This is a genomic window from Streptomyces sp. NPDC002886, assembly GCF_042888445.1.
Lineage (GTDB): Bacteria > Actinomycetota > Actinomycetes > Streptomycetales > Streptomycetaceae > Streptomyces.
The window spans coordinates 127,868-147,419 of the sequence record NZ_JBIAPV010000008.1 but is presented as its reverse complement, the minus strand read 5'-3'; the positions used below and the strand labels follow the sequence as shown (position 1 = coordinate 147,419).

Genomic DNA, 19,552 nt, shown 5'->3' with positions numbered 1-19,552 from the left:
CCCCTCTTCGTGGGTCGGCGGCGGCACGTGGCAGTGCGCCGTCAGGGAGGTGTTCGGGGTGTGAAGTCGTCCTCCCCGCCGCGTTGGACCCAGAAACCTCGTAAGGCGAGGGAATCCTCACTTCCGCCTCTCAGGTCCTCCCCGGACACTCCCTGAGCACCGCCTGAGCACCGCCTGAGCACTCCTCGAGCACTCCTCGAGCCCCCGCGCGCGCCCCCGAGCGGCGTCTTACAGCCGGTTTACCGGCGAAAGGGGCAGGATGGACGACACATGACACCCCTGCCCTGACGGGCTCTGAGGAAGGAAACGACGTGCGCGTACTCGTCGTCGAGGACGAGCAGCTGCTCGCCGATGCGGTGGCCACCGGACTGCGCCGGGAGGCCATGGCCGTGGACGTCGTGTACGACGGTGCCGCGGCCCTGGAGCGCGTCGGAGTGAACGACTACGACGTGGTCGTGCTCGACCGGGACCTCCCGCTCGTGCACGGCGACGACGTGTGCCGGAAGATCGTCGAGCTCGGCATGCCCACCCGCGTGCTCATGCTCACGGCCTCCGGCGACGTGAGCGACCGGGTCGAGGGCCTGGAGATCGGGGCGGACGACTATCTGCCCAAGCCCTTCGCGTTCACCGAGCTCACCGCCCGGGTACGGGCGCTGGGCCGGCGCACCACGGTCGCGCTGCCCCCCGTGCTGGAGCGCGCGGGGATCAAGCTGGACCCGAACCGGCGCGAGGTGTTCCGCGAGGGCAAGGAGGTGCAGCTGGCGCCGAAGGAGTTCGCGGTGCTGGAGGTCCTCATGCGCAGCGAGGGCACGGTCGTGTCCGCCGAACAGCTCCTGGAGAAGGCGTGGGACGAGAACACGGATCCCTTCACCAACGTGGTGCGCGTGACGGTGATGACGCTGCGCCGCAAGCTCGGGGAGCCGCCGGTCATCGTGACCGTCCCCGGTTCCGGCTACCGGATCTGACGCGGGTGGCCGCGACCCCGGCGCCACCCTCCGCGCCACCGAAACCGACCTGGGACCCCGGCCAGCCCGAGGGTCCTTTCCCTTGGCTGCGGCCGACCATCCGGATACGCCTGACGCTGTTGTACGGCGGGATGTTCCTGATCGCCGGCATCCTGCTGCTGTCGATCATCTACCTGCTGGCGGCCCAAGCGCTGCGGCAGGGCAACGCGCTGCCCTTCACCATCGTGGGCGGCGGCCCGATCCAGGTCACCAGCAGCTGCCCCGGTGTGAGCGGTACGGGCCAGATGCCCGACCAGTTCAACGCCGCGATCAACACGTGCATCCTCGAACAGCGCCGGCACGCGCTGGACGACCTGCTGAGCCGCTCGCTGATGGCGCTGATGGGTCTGAGCATCATCGCCTTCGCCTTCGGTTACGCGATGGCCGGCCGGGTGCTCTCGCCGCTCGGCAAGATCACCCGGACCGCCCGCCGGGTGGTCGGCTCCGACCTCACCCGGCGGATCGAGCTGGACGGTCCGGACGACGAGCTCAAGGAGCTCGCCGACACCTTCGACGAGATGCTCGACCGGCTGGAGCGGGCCTTCACGGCCCAGCAGCGGTTCGTGGCCAACGCCTCGCACGAGCTGAGGACCCCGCTGGCCATCAACCGGACGCTGCTGGAGGTACACCTCTCCGATCCCGGGGCTCCGGTGGAGCTCCAGCAGCTCGGCAAGACCCTGCTGGCCACCAACGAACGCAGCGAGCAGCTGGTCGAGGGCCTGCTGCTGCTGGCCCGCAGCGACAACCAGATCATCGAGCGCAAGCCCGTGGACCTGGCGGAGGTGGCCTCGCGCGCCCTCGACCAGGCGCGCGGGGAGGCGCAGGCCAAGGGCGTGGAGATCCGCGGGGAGCGAGCCTTGGCCGTGGTCCAGGGCAACGGCGTGCTGCTGGAGCGGATCGCACTGAACCTGGTGCAGAACGCCGTGCGCTACAACGTGCCCGAGGGCGGCTGGGTGGAAGTGACCACCGAGGCCGTGCACGGGCAGGCGGTCCTGCTGGTATCGAACACGGGTCCCGTGGTTCCCGCGTACGAGGTGGACAACCTCTTCGAGCCCTTCAGGCGGCTGCGTACGGAGCGCACGGGCAGCGACAAGGGTGTCGGGCTCGGCCTCTCGATCGCGCGCTCCGTGGCGCGCGCGCACGGCGGGAGGATCCAGGCGGTCCCGCGCGAGGGGGGTGGCCTCGTGATGCGTGTCACTCTGCCCTTGTGAGAGCGGCCGCCGCCCTTGTGAGGACGACCACCCCGTGTTCGCTGTTGGCTGAATGCTTGGGTCATGAAGACAGTGACTTCTGTGCGATCGATCACAGTGGCCAGTGTCCGGCCATATGCGTTCAGTGACCTTGGGGGGGCCGGAAAGCCCGGGAAGTCCGGGTTTCCGGCCCCCCTGATGGCGGGAAATACATGGGGTGGCGTTTGTGCAAGACGGCCCCCGGACCGTGTACGGTCCCGGTCGTCATCCCAGCCAATCGCTCGTCTGAATGTGCGGCTGGGTGTCGATTGAGTAACAGACCTTGATGTGAGGCAAAATCTCCGCCTCAGGTCGGGCACAAGTCCGGCCTCTCGCGCGTTACGTGCGCTGAGACACCCGCTAAATCCCAGAGGGGGAGAGCGAACTATGGCAACGGACTACGACACCCCGCGCAAGACCGACGACGACGTAGACAACGACAGCATCGAAGAGCTGAAGGCTCGTCGCAACGAGAAGTCGTCGTCGAACGTGGACCTGGACGAAATCGACAACGCGGAGGGCCTCGACCTGCCCGGCGCAGACCTCTCGAACGAGGAACTGGCCGTACGGGTCCTGCCGAAGCAGGCCGACGAGTTCACCTGCACGAGCTGCTTCCTGGTGCACCACCGCAGTCAGCTGGCACGAGAGAAGAACGGTCAGCCGATCTGCCGCGAATGCGACTGAGAGGCGTCGGCCGTGACTGGCTCGACACCATTTCGGAAGCGGCGCTTCCGAAAAGCTGGTGATCCGGCGGAGACGCACGAGGGAACCGGGGGCCTGGAAACAGGGCCTGGAGCCCCCGGCGTACCCGCCGTGCTCCCCGACACCGCCGAGGCGGTGACGTCGGCCTCCGAGGCCGGCGAGGGGCCCCGGAAGAACTCCGGGGTCCGTCGGCTGCAAGCCGTCAAGAACGGTGTGCGCAAGGGCGGCGAAAGTGCCAGGGCCGCCGCCCTTTACCTCACCGACCGAGTCATCGAGAACGCACCGCGCGTTCCGGTTCGGGACCTCGCGACCCTGCGCGCGCAGTTCCCGGGCCTCGGGCCCGATCAGCTGGCCGACAAGCTGATCTCGGGCGCCGCCAACGCCACTTCCACGGTCGGCGCCGGGATCGGCGCGGCCGCCATGCTGCCGGTGCCTCCCGCCATGCCCGCCGAGCTGGCCACCGAGATCACCGGGGTCGCCGCGATCGAGCTGAAGCTCATCGCCGAACTCCACGAGGTCTACGGCCTGCGACCGCCCGGCGGCCTCAAGGAACGCAGCGTCGCCTACCTCACGTCCTGGACGGAGGAGCGTGGGGTCGACCTGACCAAGCCGACCACGCTGAACGCGGCGCTCGGCGGCCAGATGAAGCGCGAGCTGCGCCAGCAGATCATGAAGCGGATGTTCCGCAACCTGCCCAACCTGATGCCGTTCATGGTCGGCGCCGCGGTCGGAGCGGTCATGAACCGCCGGGACACCCGCAAACTCGCCGAGAAGGTACGTGCGGACCTGCGGGCCCGCGCCGTGCCCTGGAACGCGCTGCCGCAGCTCCCGCCCCTGGAGCGGCCCGCCGAGGCCCTTCCCGAGGCAGCCAGGGCCGCCGTCGAGGGCAGGCTGTTCGACCCTCGGGCCATCGACCCCCGCGACAGCGCCCCGCGGGACTGATCGGCGACCCGCGGGACCGTCCCGGCCGGGGTCAGTCCCGGCCCTGCGCCGCGCGGATGGCCGCCGCCAGGGCCTGCGGCTCGCGGGTGGAGACGTAGACGTACGGGGTCGGGTCCGAGGGGTCGGTGACCTCGACCCGGACCGCCGTCGGCACGTAGCTGCGCATCAGCATGAAGGCGCGCATGTCGGCCTTGTACGTACGCCAGGCGCGGGCCTCCTCCGCGTCCAGCACCTCCGGGTCGCCGAGCGCCGCCACCGGGATCCGGGCCTCCCCGGCGGCCAGCGCGCCGCCCACCACGCGCACGCGCTGGGAACCGTACGAACTCACCAGCAGCCCCGTCAGCGCGGTGCCCCCGATCAGCCCCGCGAGCAGCGGCAGCGTGCCGAGCGGGAGCAGCATCAGCGCGCAGGCCAGGCCGGTCAGGGCGGTGATGGCCCACCAGGAGCGGGGGGCCGTCAGACGTTCGTCGTAGTGCGCGGGGGAGAGCTGCATGCGGCCAAGCCTGCCACGAGGCGACCGGCGGGTAGCCGCGCGGGTAAGGTCTGCGGCTGTGAGTGGACGAAACACAGCGTTGACGCCTCCCGCCGACGCCACGGCGCCGGTGCGGCACCCCGATGCCCCGGCCCCCGGCGAACTCCTCGGCGCGCACTACGAGCACTGCTTCGGCTGCGGCGACGGCCAGCCGCACGGACTGCACCTGGCGGCCCGCGCCGGCGAGGGCGTGCGCGTCACCGCCGAGTTCACGGTCAAGGCGGCCCACCAAGGTGCGCCCGGCCTCGCGCACGGCGGCGTCCTCGCCACCGCGCTCGACGAGACCCTGGGCTCCCTGAACTGGCTGCTGCGCGTCATCGCCGTCACCGGCCGGCTGGAGACGGACTTCGTCCGGCCCGTGCCCGTGGACACGGTGCTGTACCTGGAGGCCGAGGTCACCGCCGTCGCCGGCCGGAAGATCTACTCCAGCGCGGTCGGCCGAATAGGCGGACCGCAGGGACCGGTCGCGCTGCGCGCCGACGCCCTCTTCATCGAGGTGAAGGTCGACCACTTCATCGACAACGGACGGCCCGAGGAGATCCGGGCGGCGATGGCCGACCCGGACCAGGTCAGGCGCGCACGCGCCTTCGAGGTGAACCCCTGATGTCTGAGAACAACACCGGCGTGGACGTGGCCATCCGGCGCGTCGACCCGGAGGTGCCGATTCCGGCCTACGGGCACCCCGGCGACGCCGGCTGCGATCTGGTCACCACGGTGGCCGCGGAGCTGGAGCCGGGGGAGCGGGCGGTCCTGCCCACGGGGATCTCCATCGCACTGCCCGAGGGGTACGCGGCGTTCGTGCACCCGCGCTCGGGCCTGGCCGCCCGCTGCGGGCTCGCACTCGTGAATGCCCCCGGGACGGTGGATGCCGGGTACCGTGGGGAGATCAAGGTGATCGTGGTCAATCTCGACCCGCGCGAGAGCGTCAGGTTCGAGCGTTTCGACCGCATTGCCCAGCTGGTTGTCCAGCGAGTCGAGCAGGTGCGCTTCCGCGAGGTGGCGCAGCTTCCCGACTCGGCGCGGGCCGAGGGGGGTTTCGGCTCCACCGGTGGTCATGCGGCCGTGGCCGGATCCGGCGCTGGTCAGCAGGGTGGGAATGGCTACGCTTCGGTCGTACACGACCGGGAAGGACAGTGACGTGTTCGGACGTCGCAAGAAGAACGACTCCGTCAAGGACGGCGGCGCGGCCGAGCAGGTCGTCGACGGCGTCGGTGCCGATGAGCAGGACGGCACGGAGGAGAACGACGCGGTACAGCCGCGCAGGGTGAACCTGCCGCCGGCCCCGCGTCCCGACGGCCCGTGGGACATCTCGGAGGTCCCCGGCAACCCCGAGGAAGGCCGGGTCGACCTCGGCGGCATCCTCGTACCGGGTGTCGAGGGCATGGAGCTGCGGGTGGAGGTCGCCGGGGACGCGATCGTCGCCGCGACCGTGGTGCTCGGCGACAGTGCCGTGCAGCTGCAGGCCTTCGCCGCGCCGCGCAAGGAAGGCATCTGGGGCGAGGTCCGCGAGGAGATCGCCGAGGGCATCACCAAGCAGGGCGGCATCATCGACGAGGTCGAGGGTCCGCTGGGCTGGGAGCTGCGCGCGCAGGTCCCCGTACCGCTCCCGGACGGACAGACCGGCGCCCAGCTGGTCCGCTTCGTCGGGGTGGACGGCCCGCGCTGGTTCCTGCGCGGTGTCATCTCCGGCCAGGGCGCGGTGCGTCCCGAGTCGGCCGGTGTGCTGGAGCGGATCTTCCTGGACACCGTCGTGGTCCGCGGCGAGGGCCCGATGGCCCCGCGCGACCCGATCGTCCTGAAGCTGCCGAACGACGCGCAGATGGTGCCGGACGGCGTGCAGACCGACGAGGCCGCGGACCAGGAAGGCTCCCGCTTCGGCGGCGGAATGGGCCAGCTGGAGCGCGGCCCGGAGATCACCGAGGTCCGCTGACCCCGGCTCGATCCGTCACGGCCGTGGGGGGGCCCCCCCCGGGGGGGGGGGGCCCCGCCCGGGGGGGGGGGGGGGGGCCCCCCCCCCCCCGGGGGGCGGCGCCCCCCCCCCCGCCCCCCCCGGGGGGGGGGCCCCCCCCCGCGGGGGGGGCGCCCCACGGCCGTTTCCGCGGCGGTACGAACCCGCCCGCGCCCGGGGGCGTCAGGGAACCGTCAGGGATCCGTCCGCGGCAGGTCATCGGCGCGTGAACGGGGCGGACGTCCCGGAGAATGGCCGCATGGGACGCGGCAAGCTCAGGATCTATCTCGGCTCGGCCCCCGGCGTGGGCAAGACGTACGCCATGCTCTCGGAGGGCCACCGCCGGGTGGAGCGCGGCACCGACTGCGTCGTGGGCTTCGTCGAGCACCACGGGCGGCCGCGCACCGAGGTCATGCTGCACGGCCTGGAGCAGGTGGAGCGCAAGGAGCTCGTGTACCGGGGCGCCGCCTTCACCGAGATGGACGTGGACTCCCTGCTGGCCCGCAAGCCCGCCATAGCCCTGGTGGACGAACTCGCGCACACCAACGTGCCGGGCTCGCGCAACGCCAAGCGCTGGCAGGACGTGGAGGAGCTGCTGCGGGCCGGGATCGACGTGATCTCCACGGTCAACATCCAGCACCTGGAGTCCCTGGGCGACGTGGTGGAGTCGATCACCGGCGTCCGGCAGCGGGAGACCGTCCCCGACGAGGTGGTCCGGCGGGCCGACCAGATCGAGCTGGTCGACATGTCCCCGCAGGCCCTGCGCCGCCGCATGGCGCACGGCAACATCTACAAGTCCGACAAGGTCGACGCGGCCCTGTCCAACTACTTCCGGCCCGGCAACCTGACCGCGCTGCGCGAGCTCGCGCTGCTCTGGGTCGCGGACCGGGCCGACGAGTACCTCCAGCAGTACCGGGGCGAGCACAACATCCGCTCCACCTGGCAGGCGCGCGAGCGGATCGTCGTGGGCCTCACCGGGGGGCCCGAGGGGCGCACCCTCATCCGGCGCGCCTCCAGGGTGGCGGCCAAGGGCTCCGGCAGCGAGATCCTGGCCGTCTACATCGCCCGCAGCGACGGGCTGACCGCGGCCTCGCCCAAGGAGCTCGCGGTCCAGCGGACGCTGGTCGAGGACCTCGGCGGAACGTTTCACCACGTCATCGGCGACAACGTCCCCGAGGCGCTCCTCGAATTCGCCCGCGGGGTCAACGCCACCCAGATCGTGCTCGGCTCCAGCCGCCACCGGTCCTGGCGGTACGTGTTCGGCCCCGGGGTCGGCGCCACCGTCGCCCGGGACTCGGGACCCGACCTCGACGTGCACATCGTCACGCACGAGGAGGTCGCCAAGGGCCGGGGCCTGCGGCCCGTGGCCCGCTCGGCGGCCCGGCTCGGCCGGACCCGGCTGCTGGCCGGCTGGGTGGTCGGGGTGGCCCTGCCGCTGGCGCTCGCGACCCTGCTGACGCACATCGACAACGACCCCGGCCTCGCCAACGAGATGCTGCTGTTCCTGGCGCTGACCGTGGGCGCCGCCCTGCTCGGCGGGCTCTGGCCGGCGCTGGCCTCGGCCGCCGTCGGCTCCCTGCTGCTGAACTACTACTTCGCCCCGCCCCTCCACCGCTTCACCATCTCGGACCCCAAGAACTTCGTGGCCATCGTGGTCTTCTTCGGCGTCGCCGGCTCCGTGGCCTCCGTCGTCGACGCCGCCGCCCGCCGCACCCACCAGGCCGCCCGGCTGCGCGCCGAGTCCGAGATCCTCTCCTTCCTCGCCGGCAGCGTGCTGCGCGGCGAGACCACCCTGGACGCGCTGCTGGAACGGGTCCGCGAGACCTTCGCCATGGAGTCGGTGGCGCTGCTCGAGCGCGAGAGCGACGTCGAGCCCTGGCGGCCGGCCGGCAGCGTCGGCCCCAACCCGGTCGCCCGCCCCGAGGACGCGGATGTGGACATGCCGATCGGCGACCACATGGCGCTGGCCCTGTCCGGGCGGGTGCTGCCCGCCGAGGACCGCCGCGTGCTCGGCGCCTTCGCCGCCCAGGCCGCCGTCGTGCTCGACCGGCAGCGGCTGGTCGGGGAAGCGGAGGAGGCCCGCCGGATGGCCGAGGGCAACCGGATCCGGACCGCGCTGCTGGCCGCCGTCAGCCATGACCTCCGTACGCCCCTGGCCTCCATCAAGGCTTCCGTCAGCTCCCTGCGCTCCGACGACGTGGAATGGTCCGAGGAGGACCGCGCCGAGCTCCTGGAGGGCATCGAGGACGGCGCCGACCGGCTCGACCACCTCGTGGGCAACCTGCTGGACATGTCACGGCTCCAGACCGGCACCGTGACCCCGCTGATCCGCGAGATCGACCTCGACGAGGTGGTCCCGATGGCGCTGGGCGGCGTACCCGAGGGCAGCGTGCTGCTCGACGTCCCGGAAACCCTGCCCATGGTGGCCGTGGACCCCGGGCTGCTGGAGCGGACCGTGGCCAACGTGGTGGAGAACGCGGTGAAGTACAGCCCGCCCGGGGAGCAGGTGCTGGTGGCGGCCAGCTTCCTCGGCGACCGGGTCGAGGTACGGGTCGTGGACCGCGGGCCGGGCGTGCCCGACGAGGCCAAGGACCGGATCTTCGCCCCCTTCCAGCGGCACGGCGACGCGCCCCGCGGCGCCGGGGTCGGGCTCGGCCTGGCCGTCGCGCGCGGCTTCGCCGAGGCCATGGACGGCACCCTGGAGGCCGAGGACACCCCCGGGGGCGGGCTCACGATGGTGCTGACGCTGCGCGCGGCGACCGGCGGGCGCCCGCCGGTCACGGTGAGCGTGGACGGCGAGGGGCGCAGCGCGCCCGGTGGGACCGCCGGGACCGGGGGACCGGAGCCCGGCGGGGCCGGGGGACTCCCGGCGGATCTCGATCTCGATTCGATACGACAGACACGACAGAAGGCAGGACCTCAATGACCCGGGTGCTCGTGGTGGACGACGAACCCCAGATCGTCCGGGCCCTCGTGATCAACCTGAAGGCACGCAAGTACGAGGTCGACGCGGCCGCTGACGGGGCGAGCGCCCTGGAACTGGCGGCCGCCCGCCACCCCGACGTGGTCGTCCTGGACCTCGGCCTGCCCGACATGGACGGGGTCGAGGTGATCAAGGGGCTGCGCGGCTGGACCCGGGTCCCGATCCTGGTGCTCTCCGCCCGGCACAGCTCCGACGAGAAGGTCGAGGCCCTGGACGCGGGCGCCGACGACTACGTCACCAAACCCTTCGGCATGGACGAGCTGCTCGCCCGGCTGCGCGCCGCCGTCCGGCGGGCCGAACCGGGCGCCGGGGCCGGCGAGGACGAGGTGGTCGTCGAGACCGAGACCTTCACGGTGGACCTCGCGGCGAAGAAGGCGGTGCGCGCCGGACGCGACGTACGCCTCACGCCCACCGAGTGGCACCTGCTGGAGGTGCTGGTGCGCAACGGCGGCAAACTGGTCAGCCAGAAGCAGCTCCTCCAGGAGGTCTGGGGGCCCTCGTACGGGACCGAGACCAACTACCTGCGGGTCTACATGGCGCAGCTGCGGCGCAAGCTGGAGGCCGACCCCTCGCACCCGAGGCACTTCATCACCGAACCGGGCATGGGATACCGCTTCGAGAGGTAGCGGGGGCGCCGGTACGCTTCCTGTATGAGTGCTGAACCGCGTCCCGAGAAGCCCGCGAAGCCGGCGAAGCCCGCCAGGCCTGCGGGCAGGTTCCGCCGGATGATAGAGCGGCTGTCCACCTCGCAGGAGGAGCTGCATTCGGCTGAACTGCAGGAGGACGCAGAAGCCGCGGGGTGCACGCGGATCTGCGACTGCCACGACCGTCAGATAGTGAAGGTGACCGGGACCCTGCGGACCGTCACCCTGCGGCCGCGCGCGGGCGTCCCCGCCCTGGAGGCCGAGCTGTTCGACGGCTCGGCCGCGCTGGACGTCGTCTGGCTCGGACGTCGCTCGATCGTGGGAATCGAACCCGGCCGTCGCATGATCGCCTCCGGGCGGATCTCGATGAGCCACGGCCGTCGGGTGCTCTTCAACCCGAAGTACGAACTCCGACCGCTCGGACAGGAGCACTGACGGTGACGTCACTCGACAAACCGACCACGCCCGGGACGGATCCCGCCGCGGAACCGACCGCGGACCAGAAGGCCGTCACGCAGGCCGCCCTCTTCGACGCCTTCGGCGGCATCCGGGGCACCGTGGAGACGATGCTCCCCGGTCTGCTCTTCGTGATGATCTACACGATCAACAAGGACGTGAAGCTGTCCGCCATCGCGGCGGGCGCGGTCGCGGTCCTGCTCGTGATCGTGCGACTGCTGCGCAAGGACACCGTCAAGCACGCCTTCAGCGGGGTCTTCGGCGTGGGCGTGGGCGTGGCCTTCGCCCTGTTCACGGGCAGCGCGAAGGGCTTCTACCTGCCCGGCATGATCTACGGCGCCGGCCTGGGCGTGGCCTTCACGCTCTCCGCGCTGGTGGGCTTCCCGCTGCTCGGCGTGATCCTGGGGCCGGTCTTCAAGGAGAACCTGTCCTGGCGCACGCGCAACCCCGGGCGCAAGAAGGCGTACGTCAAGGCCAGCCTGGCCTGGGGCCTGATCTTCCTCGCGAAGTACGCGATCCTCTTCCCGCTGTACTGGTGGGGCGACGCGACGCAGCTCGGCTGGGTGCTGATCGCGCTGAAGCTGCCGCCGATGGTCCTCGCGGTGTACTTCACCTGGCTCTTCCTGGCGCAGGCGCCGCCGCCGATCAACGTGATCGCGGAGTGGGAGGCGGAGGAGGAGGCGGAGAAGGCCGCCAAGGCCGCAGCCAAGGCCGCGAAGGCCGCGGGGGGCCCGGGAGCCTGAGCCGTACGCCGCGCAGCTCCGTAGCCGCGAAGTGCGAAGGGGGCGGCCGACCGCGATGGTCGGCCGCCCCCTTCGGGCGTTCGGCGGGAGCGCAGGTCAGTCCGCGGCCTGGAGGAGGTCCTCCAGCTGCTCCTCGCGGGCCTGGGCGGCCACGAAGAGGAGCTCGTCGCCCGGCTCCAGGGTCTCCTCGCCGTGCGGCGTGAGCACCCGGTTGCCGCGGATGATCGTGACCAGCGAGGTGTCCTCGGGCCAGGTGATCTCGCTGATCTGCTTGCCCGCGACCTGGGAGTCGGCGGGCAGGGTCAGCTCGACGAGGTTGGCGTCGCCGTGGCTGAAGCGCAGCAGCCGGACCAGGTCGCCGACGCTGACGGCTTCCTCGACCAGCGCCGACATCAGGCGCGGCGTGGAGACGGCGACGTCGACGCCCCAGGACTCGTTGAAGAGCCACTCGTTCTTCGGGTTGTTCACCCGCGCCACGACCCGGGGCACCCCGTACTCGGTCTTGGCGAGGAGGGAGACGACCAGGTTGACCTTGTCGTCGCCGGTCGCGGCGATGACCACGTTGCAGCGCTGGAGCGCCGCCTCGTCGAGCGAGGTGATCTCGCAGGCGTCGGCCAGCAGCCACTCGGCCTGCGGCACCCGCTCCACGGAGATGGCGGTCGGGGCCTTGTCCACGAGGAGCACCTCGTGGCCGTTCTCCAGGAGCTCGCCCGCGATGGAACGGCCCACCGCGCCGGCTCCGGCGATCGCGACCCTCATGCGTGTGCCTCCTCAGGACCCTCGGCGAAGGCTGCCTCCACCTTTTCGATCTCGTCCGTCCGCATCATCACGTGGACGAGGTCGCCCTCCTGGAGGACGGTCGCCGATGTCGGCAGCATGGCCTCGCCCAGCCGGGTGAGGAAGGCGACGCGGACGCCGGTCTCCTCCTGCAGCCGGCTGACCTTCTGGCCGATCCAGGCGGTGGAGGTGTGCACCTCCGCGAGCTGGACACCGCCGCTCGGGTCGCGCCACAGCGGCTCGGCGCCCGACGGCAGCAGCCGGCGGAGCATCTGGTCGGCCGTCCAGCGGACGGTGGCGACGGTGGGGATGCCCAGACGCTGGTAGACCTCGGCGCGCTTGGGGTCGTAGATGCGGGCGGCGACGTTCTCGACGCCGAACATCTCACGGGCCACCCGGGCGGCGATGATGTTGGAATTGTCACCACTGCTGACCGCCGCGAAGGCGCCCGCGTCCTCGATGCCGGCCTCGCGCAGCGTGTCCTGGTCGAAGCCGACCCCGGTGACGCGACGGCCGCCGAATCCGGCTCCCAGCCGGCGGAATGCGGTGGGGTCCTGGTCGATGACCGCGACCGTATGCCCCTGCTGTTCCAGGGTCTGCGCGAGGGCGGAGCCCACTCTTCCGCAGCCCATAATGACGATGTGCACGGCCGTCCTTCCGGCTGTCAGCGGCTCGCTGGATTCCAGCCTCATTGCTGCTCTGGCTTAACAGGGTCTCAGACCATGGCCCAAGCTACACACGGGCGGTCACCAGTGTGCCCCTTTGTACGGTCGGCGTGCGGTCGGCGGCCCGTCTTTGCCCTGGATGCGGGGCTCGTTTGCCCTGGATGAGGTGGGACTTCCCGCCCCATGGGGGTGGGGGGTTCGTCAGGCTGATTTCGAACGCTTACGATCCTCTGCGTGTCCAAACTGACCGACGTGCCCAAACGGATCCTGATCGGCCGGGCGCTACGCAGCGACCGCCTCGGGGAAACCCTCCTTCCCAAGCGGATCGCCCTCCCCGTGTTCGCGTCCGACCCGCTCTCCTCGGTGGCATATGCCCCCGGCGAGGTTCTGCTGGTCCTGTCGATCGCAGGCGTGTCGGCGTACCACTTCAGCCCATGGATCGCGGTCGCGGTCGTCGTGCTGATGTTCACCGTGGTCGCCTCCTACCGGCAGAACGTCCACGCCTACCCCAGCGGCGGCGGTGACTACGAGGTCGCCAACACCAACCTCGGGCCCAAGGCCGGTCTCACCGTCGCGAGCGCCCTGCTCGTCGACTACGTCCTCACGGTCGCCGTGTCGATCTCCTCGGGGGTCGAGAATCTCGGCTCCGCCGTCGATTTCGTCATCGAGCACAAAGTGCTCTCCGCGATGATCATGATCCTTCTGCTCACGCTGATGAATCTGCGCGGCATGAAGGAATCCGGGAAGCTCTTCGCCATCCCGACCTATGTTTTCGTGGGCGCCGTTTTCGTCATGATCGGGTGGGGTGCCTGGCGCGGCATCGTCATGGGCGACACCATGGAGGCCCCCACGGCCGCCCTGGAGATCAAACCCGAACACCAGGGACTGGCCGGATTCGCCCTGGTCTTCCTGCTGCTGCGGGCCTTCTCCTCCGGCTGCGCCGCCCTCACCGGCGTCGAGGCCATCAGCAACGGCGTACCCGCCTTCCGCAAGCCCAAGAGCAAGAACGCGGCCACCACCCTCGCCCTCATGGGCCTGCTGGCCGTCACCATGTTCTGCGGGATCATCGGACTGGCCATGGCGACCGACGTCAAGATGGCGGAGAACCCGGCCGTCGACCTGCTCGAGAACGGCACCCCGGTCGGCGCAGGCTTCGTCCAGCACCCGGTCATCTCCCAGGTCGCCGAGGCCGTCTTCGGCAACGGCAGCTTCCTCTTCATCGTGCTCGCCGCGGCCACCGCGCTGGTCCTGTTCCTCGCCGCGAACACCGCGTACAACGGCTTCCCGCTGCTCGGCTCGATCCTCGCCCAGGACCGCTACCTGCCGCGCCAGCTGCACACCCGCGGCGACCGCCTCGCCTTCTCCAACGGCATCGTGCTCCTCGCGGGCGCCGCGATGCTGCTGGTGTGGATCTACGACGCGGACTCGACGAAGCTGATCCAGCTCTACATCGTCGGCGTCTTCGTCTCCTTCACGCTGAGCCAGATCGGCATGGTCCGGCACTGGAACCGCCACCTGCGCGCCGAGCGCGACCCGGCCGCGCGCCGCCGGATGCACCGGTCCCGGGCGATCAACACCTTCGGCGCCTTCTTCACCGGCATGGTGCTGGTGGTCGTCCTGGCCACCAAGTTCACCCACGGCGCCTGGGTCGCCCTGCTCGGCATGGTCATCTTCTACGGAACGATGTCCGCGATCCGCAAGCACTACGACCGGGTCTCCGATGAGATCGCCGCCGCCGAGGGCCCGAGCGACGACAGCGTGCGCCCCTCGCGGGTCCACTCCATCGTCCTGGTCTCCAAGGTCCACAAGCCCACCCTGCGGGCCCTGGCCTTCGCCAAGCTGACCCGCTCGGACCGGCTGGAGGCGCTCAGCATCAGCGTCGACCCGGTCGAGACCAAGGCCCTGCGCGAGGAGTGGGAGCGGCGCGGCATCAACGTCCCGCTCAAGATCCTCGACTCCCCGTACCGCGAGATCACCCGCCCGGTCGTCGAGTACGTGAAGGGCCTGCGCAGCGAGAACCCGCGCGACGCCGTCAGCGTGTACATCCCCGAGTACGTGGTCGGACGCTGGTACGAGCACCTGCTGCACAACCAGAGCGCGCTGCGCCTCAAGGGCCGGCTGCTCTTCACCCCCGGCGTGATGGTCACCTCGGTGCCCTACCAGCTGGAGTCCTCGGAGCTGGCGAAGAAGAGGGCGAAGAAGCGCGCGGAGTGGAACGCCCCGGGCGCGGTGCGCCGCGGGCCGGTCGACACCCCGCGTACGCGTCCGAAGGACCCGGCGGGTCCGGCGGGGAAGTAGCCCCTCCCGGCGTTTCGGCGTGGTGAACGGCCGGACGAGATCCACGTAAACTGGTGGGTCGGTCGTCCGGCCGTTCCTTTTGATCCGATCCGATCTTCTGATCCACATCTCCTTGGAGTCTCCCCACCATGACGAGCGAGCAGAACGAGAAGCAGTCACTGGTCGGGGAGGAGTACGAGGTCGAGGTCGGCCCCGTCGCGCACGGCGGGCACTGCATCGCCCGGACCGCCGAGGGCCGCGTGCTGTTCGTCCGGCACACGCTGCCCGGCGAGAAGATCATTGCCAAGGTCACCGAGGGCGACGTCGAGTCCCGCTTCCTGCGCGCCGACGCCATCACCGTCCTCGACCCCTCCAAGGACCGCACCCCGGCCCCCTGTCCGTACGCCGGACCCGGCAAGTGCGGCGGCTGCGACTGGCAGCACGCCAAGCCGGGCGCCCAGCGCCGGCTCAAGGGCGAGGTCATCGCCGAGCAGCTGCTGCGGCTCGCCGGGCTCACCCCGGAGCAGGCCGGCTGGGACGGTACGGTCATGCCGGCCGAGGGCGACAAGGTGCCCGCGGGCCAGGTCCCGCAGTGGCGCACCCGCGTGCAGTACGCCATCGACGAGGACGGCGTCGTCGGCCTGCGCAAGCACCGCTCGCACGACATCGAGCCGATCGAGCACTGCATGATCGCGGCGCCCGGCGTCAGCGAGCTCGGCATCGAGCAGCAGGACTGGCCGCAGATGGCCACCGTCGAGGCCATCGCCGCCACGGGCTCCGGTGACCGCCAGGTCGTCCTGACCCCCCGCCCGGGCGGCCGCCTGCCCCTGGTCGAGCTCGACAAGCCGGTTTCGGTCCTGCGCGTCGAGGAGAAGGACGGCGGGGTCCACCGCGTCCACGGCCGCCCCTTCGTGCGCGAGCGCGCGGACGGCCGTACGTACCGCGTCGGCATGGGCGGCTTCTGGCAGGTCCACCCGCAGGCCGCGGACACCCTGATCAAGGCCGTCATGCAGGGCCTGATGCCGCGCAAGGGGGAGATGGCCCTCGACCTCTACTGCGGCGTCGGCATCTTCGCGGGCGCCCTCGCGGAGCGCCTCGGCGAGACCGGCGCCGTCCTCGGCATCGAGTCCACGAAGCGCGCGGTGGAGGACGCCCGCCACAACCTCACGGACTTCCCCCGCGTCCGCATCGAGCAGGGCAAGGTCGAGCAGATCCTCCCGAAGACCGGCATCACCGAGTGCGACCTGGTCGTCCTGGACCCGCCCCGCGCGGGCGCGGGCAAGCAGACGGTCCGCCAGGTGGCCGGCCTCACCCCGCGCCGCATCGCCTACGTGGCCTGCGACCCGGCGGCCCTCGCCCGAGACCTGGGCTACTTCCAGGAGGCGGGCTACAAGGTCCGCACCCTGCGCGCCTTCGACCTCTTCCCGATGACCCACCACGTGGAGTGCGTGGCGATCCTGGAGCGGGTGGCGAAGGACGCCTGACCTGTGGTTTTGCCCGTGCGGATTATGTGCGGTGTGGGCGTTACGGGCGATATCTTGACGCCGAAACGACGCTCGTGACGCTCATTTGACGCTCGTCCTGATGGAGTATCAGATCCGTTGCGTCGCTGGTCGGCTGGCCGGATGGGAAGTCCGCGAGGCGGGGATGCCGGAGATCTCTGGTGTCAGGCAGTCATGCTCAGCTGCACCGGCAGGGCGCCCATCAGGTTCTTCGTCTCCTGGTGGTAGAGCAGCTGCACCCATGCTGACCAGGGGAAGCGGTAGGAGATGAGACTCTCTGTCGGGGGCTGGTCCGGATCTTGGTCTGACTGGTGCCTGCCTGGCCCGTAGTTGTGCTGTTGTGGCAAGGACTGGGTGCGATCGGGATTGGGCGGGGCAAGCGGTTGGCTGCCCGGGCGCTTACACCGGATCGCGGCCGCATGGGCCAGTGGCTCGCGGGCTCCTTCGAGGCCGAAAAATCGGAAGGGTGGTGGGCCCGCACCAACTCCTTCCTCGGTCCTCGCTCGCGAGCGGCGGATCCGTCCGCGTCCCGGCACAGTTCAGGGGATTCCCACCCGTCCAGCACTTCCGGCAGCGGTGGCGGGGCGGCCTGGGGCACGTGGTCGAGGGTGAGCAGGATGCCGTCGGGCCGGTCGATGGGGCGTTGTGCGGAGGCCGGCAGACTGGCGAGCCACAAACGCTCCCGCGAAAGCCGGTCGTCCCGTAGACGCTGGTGGTTGCTTTGGGCGATCTCTCGCAAGAAGCCGAACAGTCCGGTGGTCTGCCCGATGACAACAGGGCTGTTCGCGGCGCGGGTTGTTGTCCGAGCACGCGTTGTGGAGAGCTGAGCTTGCAGGGGGGAGCCGCGCAGTGCCCGGCGGCACTGCGCGGCCAATGTCGGTGGCGACGTTTAGGGTGCGGCACATGTCTGCTACATCGACTGACCTCAAGACTGAGGAGCCCCTGGCGCCGATGTACCCCTTCAATGTGCCAGGGGAGCCGATCACTCTCTATGACGGACCCATTGGACCGACCGGGGCTGAGGTGCCCGGGGTTGTCCACTATGAGTGCTCCCCGAAGCCCGGGATCTCTTGGCAGTTGCGTACCGAGGACTATGACCCCAGCTCTATGGACAGGACTGAGCTGAGTCTGCTCGACCTCGGCATCGAACTGCCGGTGTCTGCCAGAGGCGCTGTGAGCGGCTGGTCCAACGGCACTTCCTACGGAGACCCCACCGCCCCGCTCGACCGTCTTGTTGCCCACTGGTTCAACCTCCCGCGATGGCGTGGATCAGCCCACCTTGAGGCTCATGCTGCTGATGGAACGCCGCGACGAGTGTCGGCCGGGCGCAGCGTGTACGTAGCGGGCGGATGGATGATCACGCTCGATGTCCGCCCCGACCATGAGGCCGTCTTCTCTGGTGTTCGCCAGGCTGACGTCTACGTCATGACCCATGTGATGGAGATCCGTCGGCTGGACGGAACCACGTTCACGGCCGCCGAGGTCTCCCCGGTTCTCAGTGCGCTGCACGTCGGGCTGTCCTTCGCGCTCGGCCGTTGGGTTGCCCCCGCCCTGCCCGTCGGCCTGAACGACCAGGAGCATGCGGTGTGGGGCCAGTGGGGTCCAATGCTCTGCGACCCGGCACGCCGCATCAGCTCCGGCTGGTGGCATCCCGAAGACCAGGAGTCCTTGGCAGGTCTGCCTCCTGCCCGCCTTCCGTGATCCCGACAAGGGGCAGGCGCTGCGCCTGCAGATGCAGTACGCGATTACTGCCATCACCGATCGGGGATTTGTCGAACAGCGGATCATGAGCGGAGCTGCCGGACTGGAGCATGTGATGTGGCAGGAACTCGTGCTCAGCGGCCGGCTCACGGAAGCCGAGTACGCATCCCGTGCACGGCCGGCTCATGACAAGCTGCGCACGCTCCTGACGGAGTCCGGGGTCGATCTGAGGGTGTGTGCAGACCGTCTGCCGGCAGCCGCTGCCTATGCGACCAGACAGCAGGTAGGCGGCGCTCGGCCGGCGGACGGCGCCGACGTCGTCACCCGAGTCCGTAACCGTCTTGTGCATCCCAAGGAGACGCAAGAGCCCGTCTACGGCGTCCAAGGACTGGTCACCGACACCGGGCTCCTGACCGCCACTACCTCGCGCTGCTGGTGCTCCGTTCGATGGGCTACCTAGGCTCCTACCAGGACCTCTCTAGGACCAACAGGTGGGTTGGTGAGACCGAGCCCGTCCCATGGGCGTGAGGTCGAGCACGCCTTCAGGAGCCGATAGCGCTCTTTCCGGGCTTGGAGGCCCCTGCGGTCGTACGAGGTGCTGGGTGACCTCGTTGCGGCTGATGTCCTGCGAAGTCGCAGCCTCGCGGATCGTGCGCTACCGCCTCCTCTACTGACGGCGGCGTTCGAGTCCCGATTCGGTGACCAGAAGCCGACTGTGGCCTCCAGCCATGCCAACCATTGGACATCGGGTTGAAGCTGCGATCTCGGCGGTTCCCCGAGGAGCGCGAGTGGGTCGTCCGGGACATCGATGGGCCGGCTCGCGCGGAGCGGCAGAAGCGGCCCGTGGGCTTCACGCCGGGACCGTCCTCAAACGGATCGGCCTGTGTAGTCGTGCGCACACAGACCGTGCACCTTTCAAGTGGCGCGACACCAGGTGATCGCCCCGAGCCGGGCGAAGCGTCCGTTCACTGATCACGGCCGCCTTGGGGGAAGCCGCACCTGGGCGCTCTTCTCTCGAACCTACAGACCAAGGGGCTGACCCACTCCCCGCATCAGGGGAACGAGATCCTGGGAGGTGACTCTGACGTTCGACGGTGGGTTCGCGGAGCTGCCGGCCATTGCCTCTTGCTTGCAGCACATGCACGACAATGGTCTTCAGCCGGGAGGAGGCAACACCACATCCGCGGCTTGAATGCAGGCACACGTGGAGCGGGGCGGGGTCAGGCGTGCAAACGGTACAGATCGTCGGCGTACACGGAATCGGGCAGTCGCAGACTTCCGGGCATCGGCTGACCGCCGACTGGGGCCGAGCACTCGAGCGAGGCATCGACTCACTGCCTGGCGCAGCAGCCTGTGCAGTGTCCCTCGCAGTACCGCACTGGACTGCACTCTTGGCGAGGCGAAGGGACCGCCTTGGCCCCGAGGACGACCTCTTCGGCGAGTCCGT

18 protein-coding genes are annotated in these 19,552 nt (G+C 70.3%); 15 read left to right on the top strand and 3 right to left on the bottom strand.

Annotated elements, in window-relative coordinates; translation table 11 throughout:
* The first annotated feature begins 311 nt into the window (after positions 1–311).
* From ACFYYB_RS30505 to ACFYYB_RS30490, 4 genes are all read left to right on the top strand, one after another.
* The gene (locus ACFYYB_RS30505; protein ID WP_112451148.1) at positions 312–965 is read left to right on the top strand and encodes a response regulator transcription factor; all 654 of its coding nucleotides are present in this window, start codon (positions 312–314) and stop codon (positions 963–965) included.
* A gap of 5 nt (positions 966–970) precedes the next feature.
* Positions 971–2,215, top strand: coding sequence for a sensor histidine kinase (locus tag ACFYYB_RS30500; RefSeq protein WP_389439217.1), 1,245 nt, complete (start codon positions 971–973; stop codon positions 2,213–2,215).
* A gap of 405 nt (positions 2,216–2,620) precedes the next feature.
* Positions 2,621–2,917: a DUF4193 domain-containing protein gene (locus ACFYYB_RS30495; protein ID WP_112451146.1), complete on the top strand. Its 297-nt coding sequence runs from the start codon at positions 2,621–2,623 to the stop codon at positions 2,915–2,917.
* Between the two features lie 12 nt (positions 2,918–2,929).
* Positions 2,930–3,877, top strand: a complete 948-nt coding sequence (locus ACFYYB_RS30490) for a hypothetical protein (protein ID WP_389439215.1) — start codon at positions 2,930–2,932, stop codon at positions 3,875–3,877.
* A 31-nt stretch (positions 3,878–3,908) separates the two neighbouring features.
* Here ACFYYB_RS30490 and ACFYYB_RS30485 read toward each other — a convergent pair whose 3' ends face one another.
* The gene (locus ACFYYB_RS30485; protein WP_327304131.1) at positions 3,909–4,370 is read right to left on the bottom strand and encodes a DUF3093 domain-containing protein; all 462 of its coding nucleotides are present in this window, start codon (positions 4,368–4,370) and stop codon (positions 3,909–3,911) included.
* 58 nt (positions 4,371–4,428) lie between these two features.
* Here ACFYYB_RS30485 and ACFYYB_RS30480 point away from each other — a divergent pair, with 58 nt between their 5' ends.
* The 7 genes from ACFYYB_RS30480 to ACFYYB_RS30450 all read left to right on the top strand — a co-directional run bounded on the left by ACFYYB_RS30480 (position 4,429) and on the right by ACFYYB_RS30450 (position 11,183).
* Entirely contained in the window at positions 4,429–5,013 is a 585-nt protein-coding gene (locus tag ACFYYB_RS30480) for a PaaI family thioesterase (protein WP_365919584.1), read from the top strand.
* Positions 5,013–5,546 (top strand): dUTP diphosphatase, encoded by a 534-nt coding sequence (gene dut / locus ACFYYB_RS30475; protein ID WP_266886143.1) that lies wholly within the window; start codon positions 5,013–5,015, stop codon positions 5,544–5,546. Before ACFYYB_RS30480 ends, dut begins: the two co-directional genes overlap by 1 nt.
* 1 nt (position 5,547) lies before the next feature.
* Positions 5,548–6,339 carry a DUF3710 domain-containing protein gene (locus ACFYYB_RS30470; protein ID WP_389439212.1) on the top strand — a complete coding sequence of 264 codons (792 nt, stop codon included), beginning with the start codon at positions 5,548–5,550 and terminating at the stop codon, positions 6,337–6,339.
* 277 nt (positions 6,340–6,616) lie between these two features.
* Positions 6,617–9,283: an ATP-binding protein gene (locus tag ACFYYB_RS30465; RefSeq protein WP_389439210.1), complete on the top strand. Its 2,667-nt coding sequence runs from the start codon at positions 6,617–6,619 to the stop codon at positions 9,281–9,283.
* On the top strand, positions 9,280–9,966 hold the full coding sequence (locus ACFYYB_RS30460) for a response regulator (protein ID WP_250742929.1): 687 nt from the start codon (positions 9,280–9,282) through the stop codon (positions 9,964–9,966). The genes ACFYYB_RS30465 and ACFYYB_RS30460 overlap by 4 nt, the downstream gene beginning before the upstream one ends.
* A gap of 24 nt (positions 9,967–9,990) precedes the next feature.
* Positions 9,991–10,419: an OB-fold nucleic acid binding domain-containing protein gene (locus ACFYYB_RS30455; protein WP_112451269.1), complete on the top strand. Its 429-nt coding sequence runs from the start codon at positions 9,991–9,993 to the stop codon at positions 10,417–10,419.
* Between the two features lie 2 nt (positions 10,420–10,421).
* Positions 10,422–11,183: a DUF3159 domain-containing protein gene (locus ACFYYB_RS30450; RefSeq protein WP_389439207.1), complete on the top strand. Its 762-nt coding sequence runs from the start codon at positions 10,422–10,424 to the stop codon at positions 11,181–11,183.
* Between the two features lie 96 nt (positions 11,184–11,279).
* Here the strand turns inward: ACFYYB_RS30450 and ACFYYB_RS30445 are convergent, their stop codons facing one another.
* Together ACFYYB_RS30445 and ACFYYB_RS30440 are read right to left on the bottom strand one after the other, a co-directional pair.
* Positions 11,280–11,942, bottom strand: coding sequence for a TrkA family potassium uptake protein (locus tag ACFYYB_RS30445; RefSeq protein ID WP_214953432.1), 663 nt, complete (start codon positions 11,940–11,942; stop codon positions 11,280–11,282).
* Complete coding sequence (locus ACFYYB_RS30440) at positions 11,939–12,607, bottom strand: potassium channel family protein (RefSeq protein WP_389439204.1); 669 nt, start codon at positions 12,605–12,607, stop codon at positions 11,939–11,941. The genes ACFYYB_RS30445 and ACFYYB_RS30440 overlap by 4 nt, the downstream gene beginning before the upstream one ends.
* 252 nt (positions 12,608–12,859) lie before the next feature.
* Here ACFYYB_RS30440 and ACFYYB_RS30435 point away from each other — a divergent pair, with 252 nt between their 5' ends.
* The 4 genes from ACFYYB_RS30435 to ACFYYB_RS30420 all read left to right on the top strand — a co-directional run bounded on the left by ACFYYB_RS30435 (position 12,860) and on the right by ACFYYB_RS30420 (position 18,565).
* Positions 12,860–14,923: an APC family permease gene (locus ACFYYB_RS30435; protein WP_389439202.1), complete on the top strand. Its 2,064-nt coding sequence runs from the start codon at positions 12,860–12,862 to the stop codon at positions 14,921–14,923.
* A gap of 128 nt (positions 14,924–15,051) precedes the next feature.
* A complete protein-coding gene (locus ACFYYB_RS30430; RefSeq protein ID WP_389439200.1) occupies positions 15,052–16,386 on the top strand; it encodes a class I SAM-dependent RNA methyltransferase in 1,335 nt (444 codons plus the stop codon).
* Between the two features lie 1,371 nt (positions 16,387–17,757).
* Positions 17,758–18,105 carry a hypothetical protein gene (locus tag ACFYYB_RS30425; protein ID WP_389439198.1) on the top strand — a complete coding sequence of 116 codons (348 nt, stop codon included), beginning with the start codon at positions 17,758–17,760 and terminating at the stop codon, positions 18,103–18,105.
* Between the two features lie 31 nt (positions 18,106–18,136).
* The gene (locus ACFYYB_RS30420) at positions 18,137–18,565 is read left to right on the top strand and encodes a hypothetical protein (protein ID WP_389439196.1); all 429 of its coding nucleotides are present in this window, start codon (positions 18,137–18,139) and stop codon (positions 18,563–18,565) included.
* Positions 18,566–19,552 lie beyond the last annotated feature (987 nt).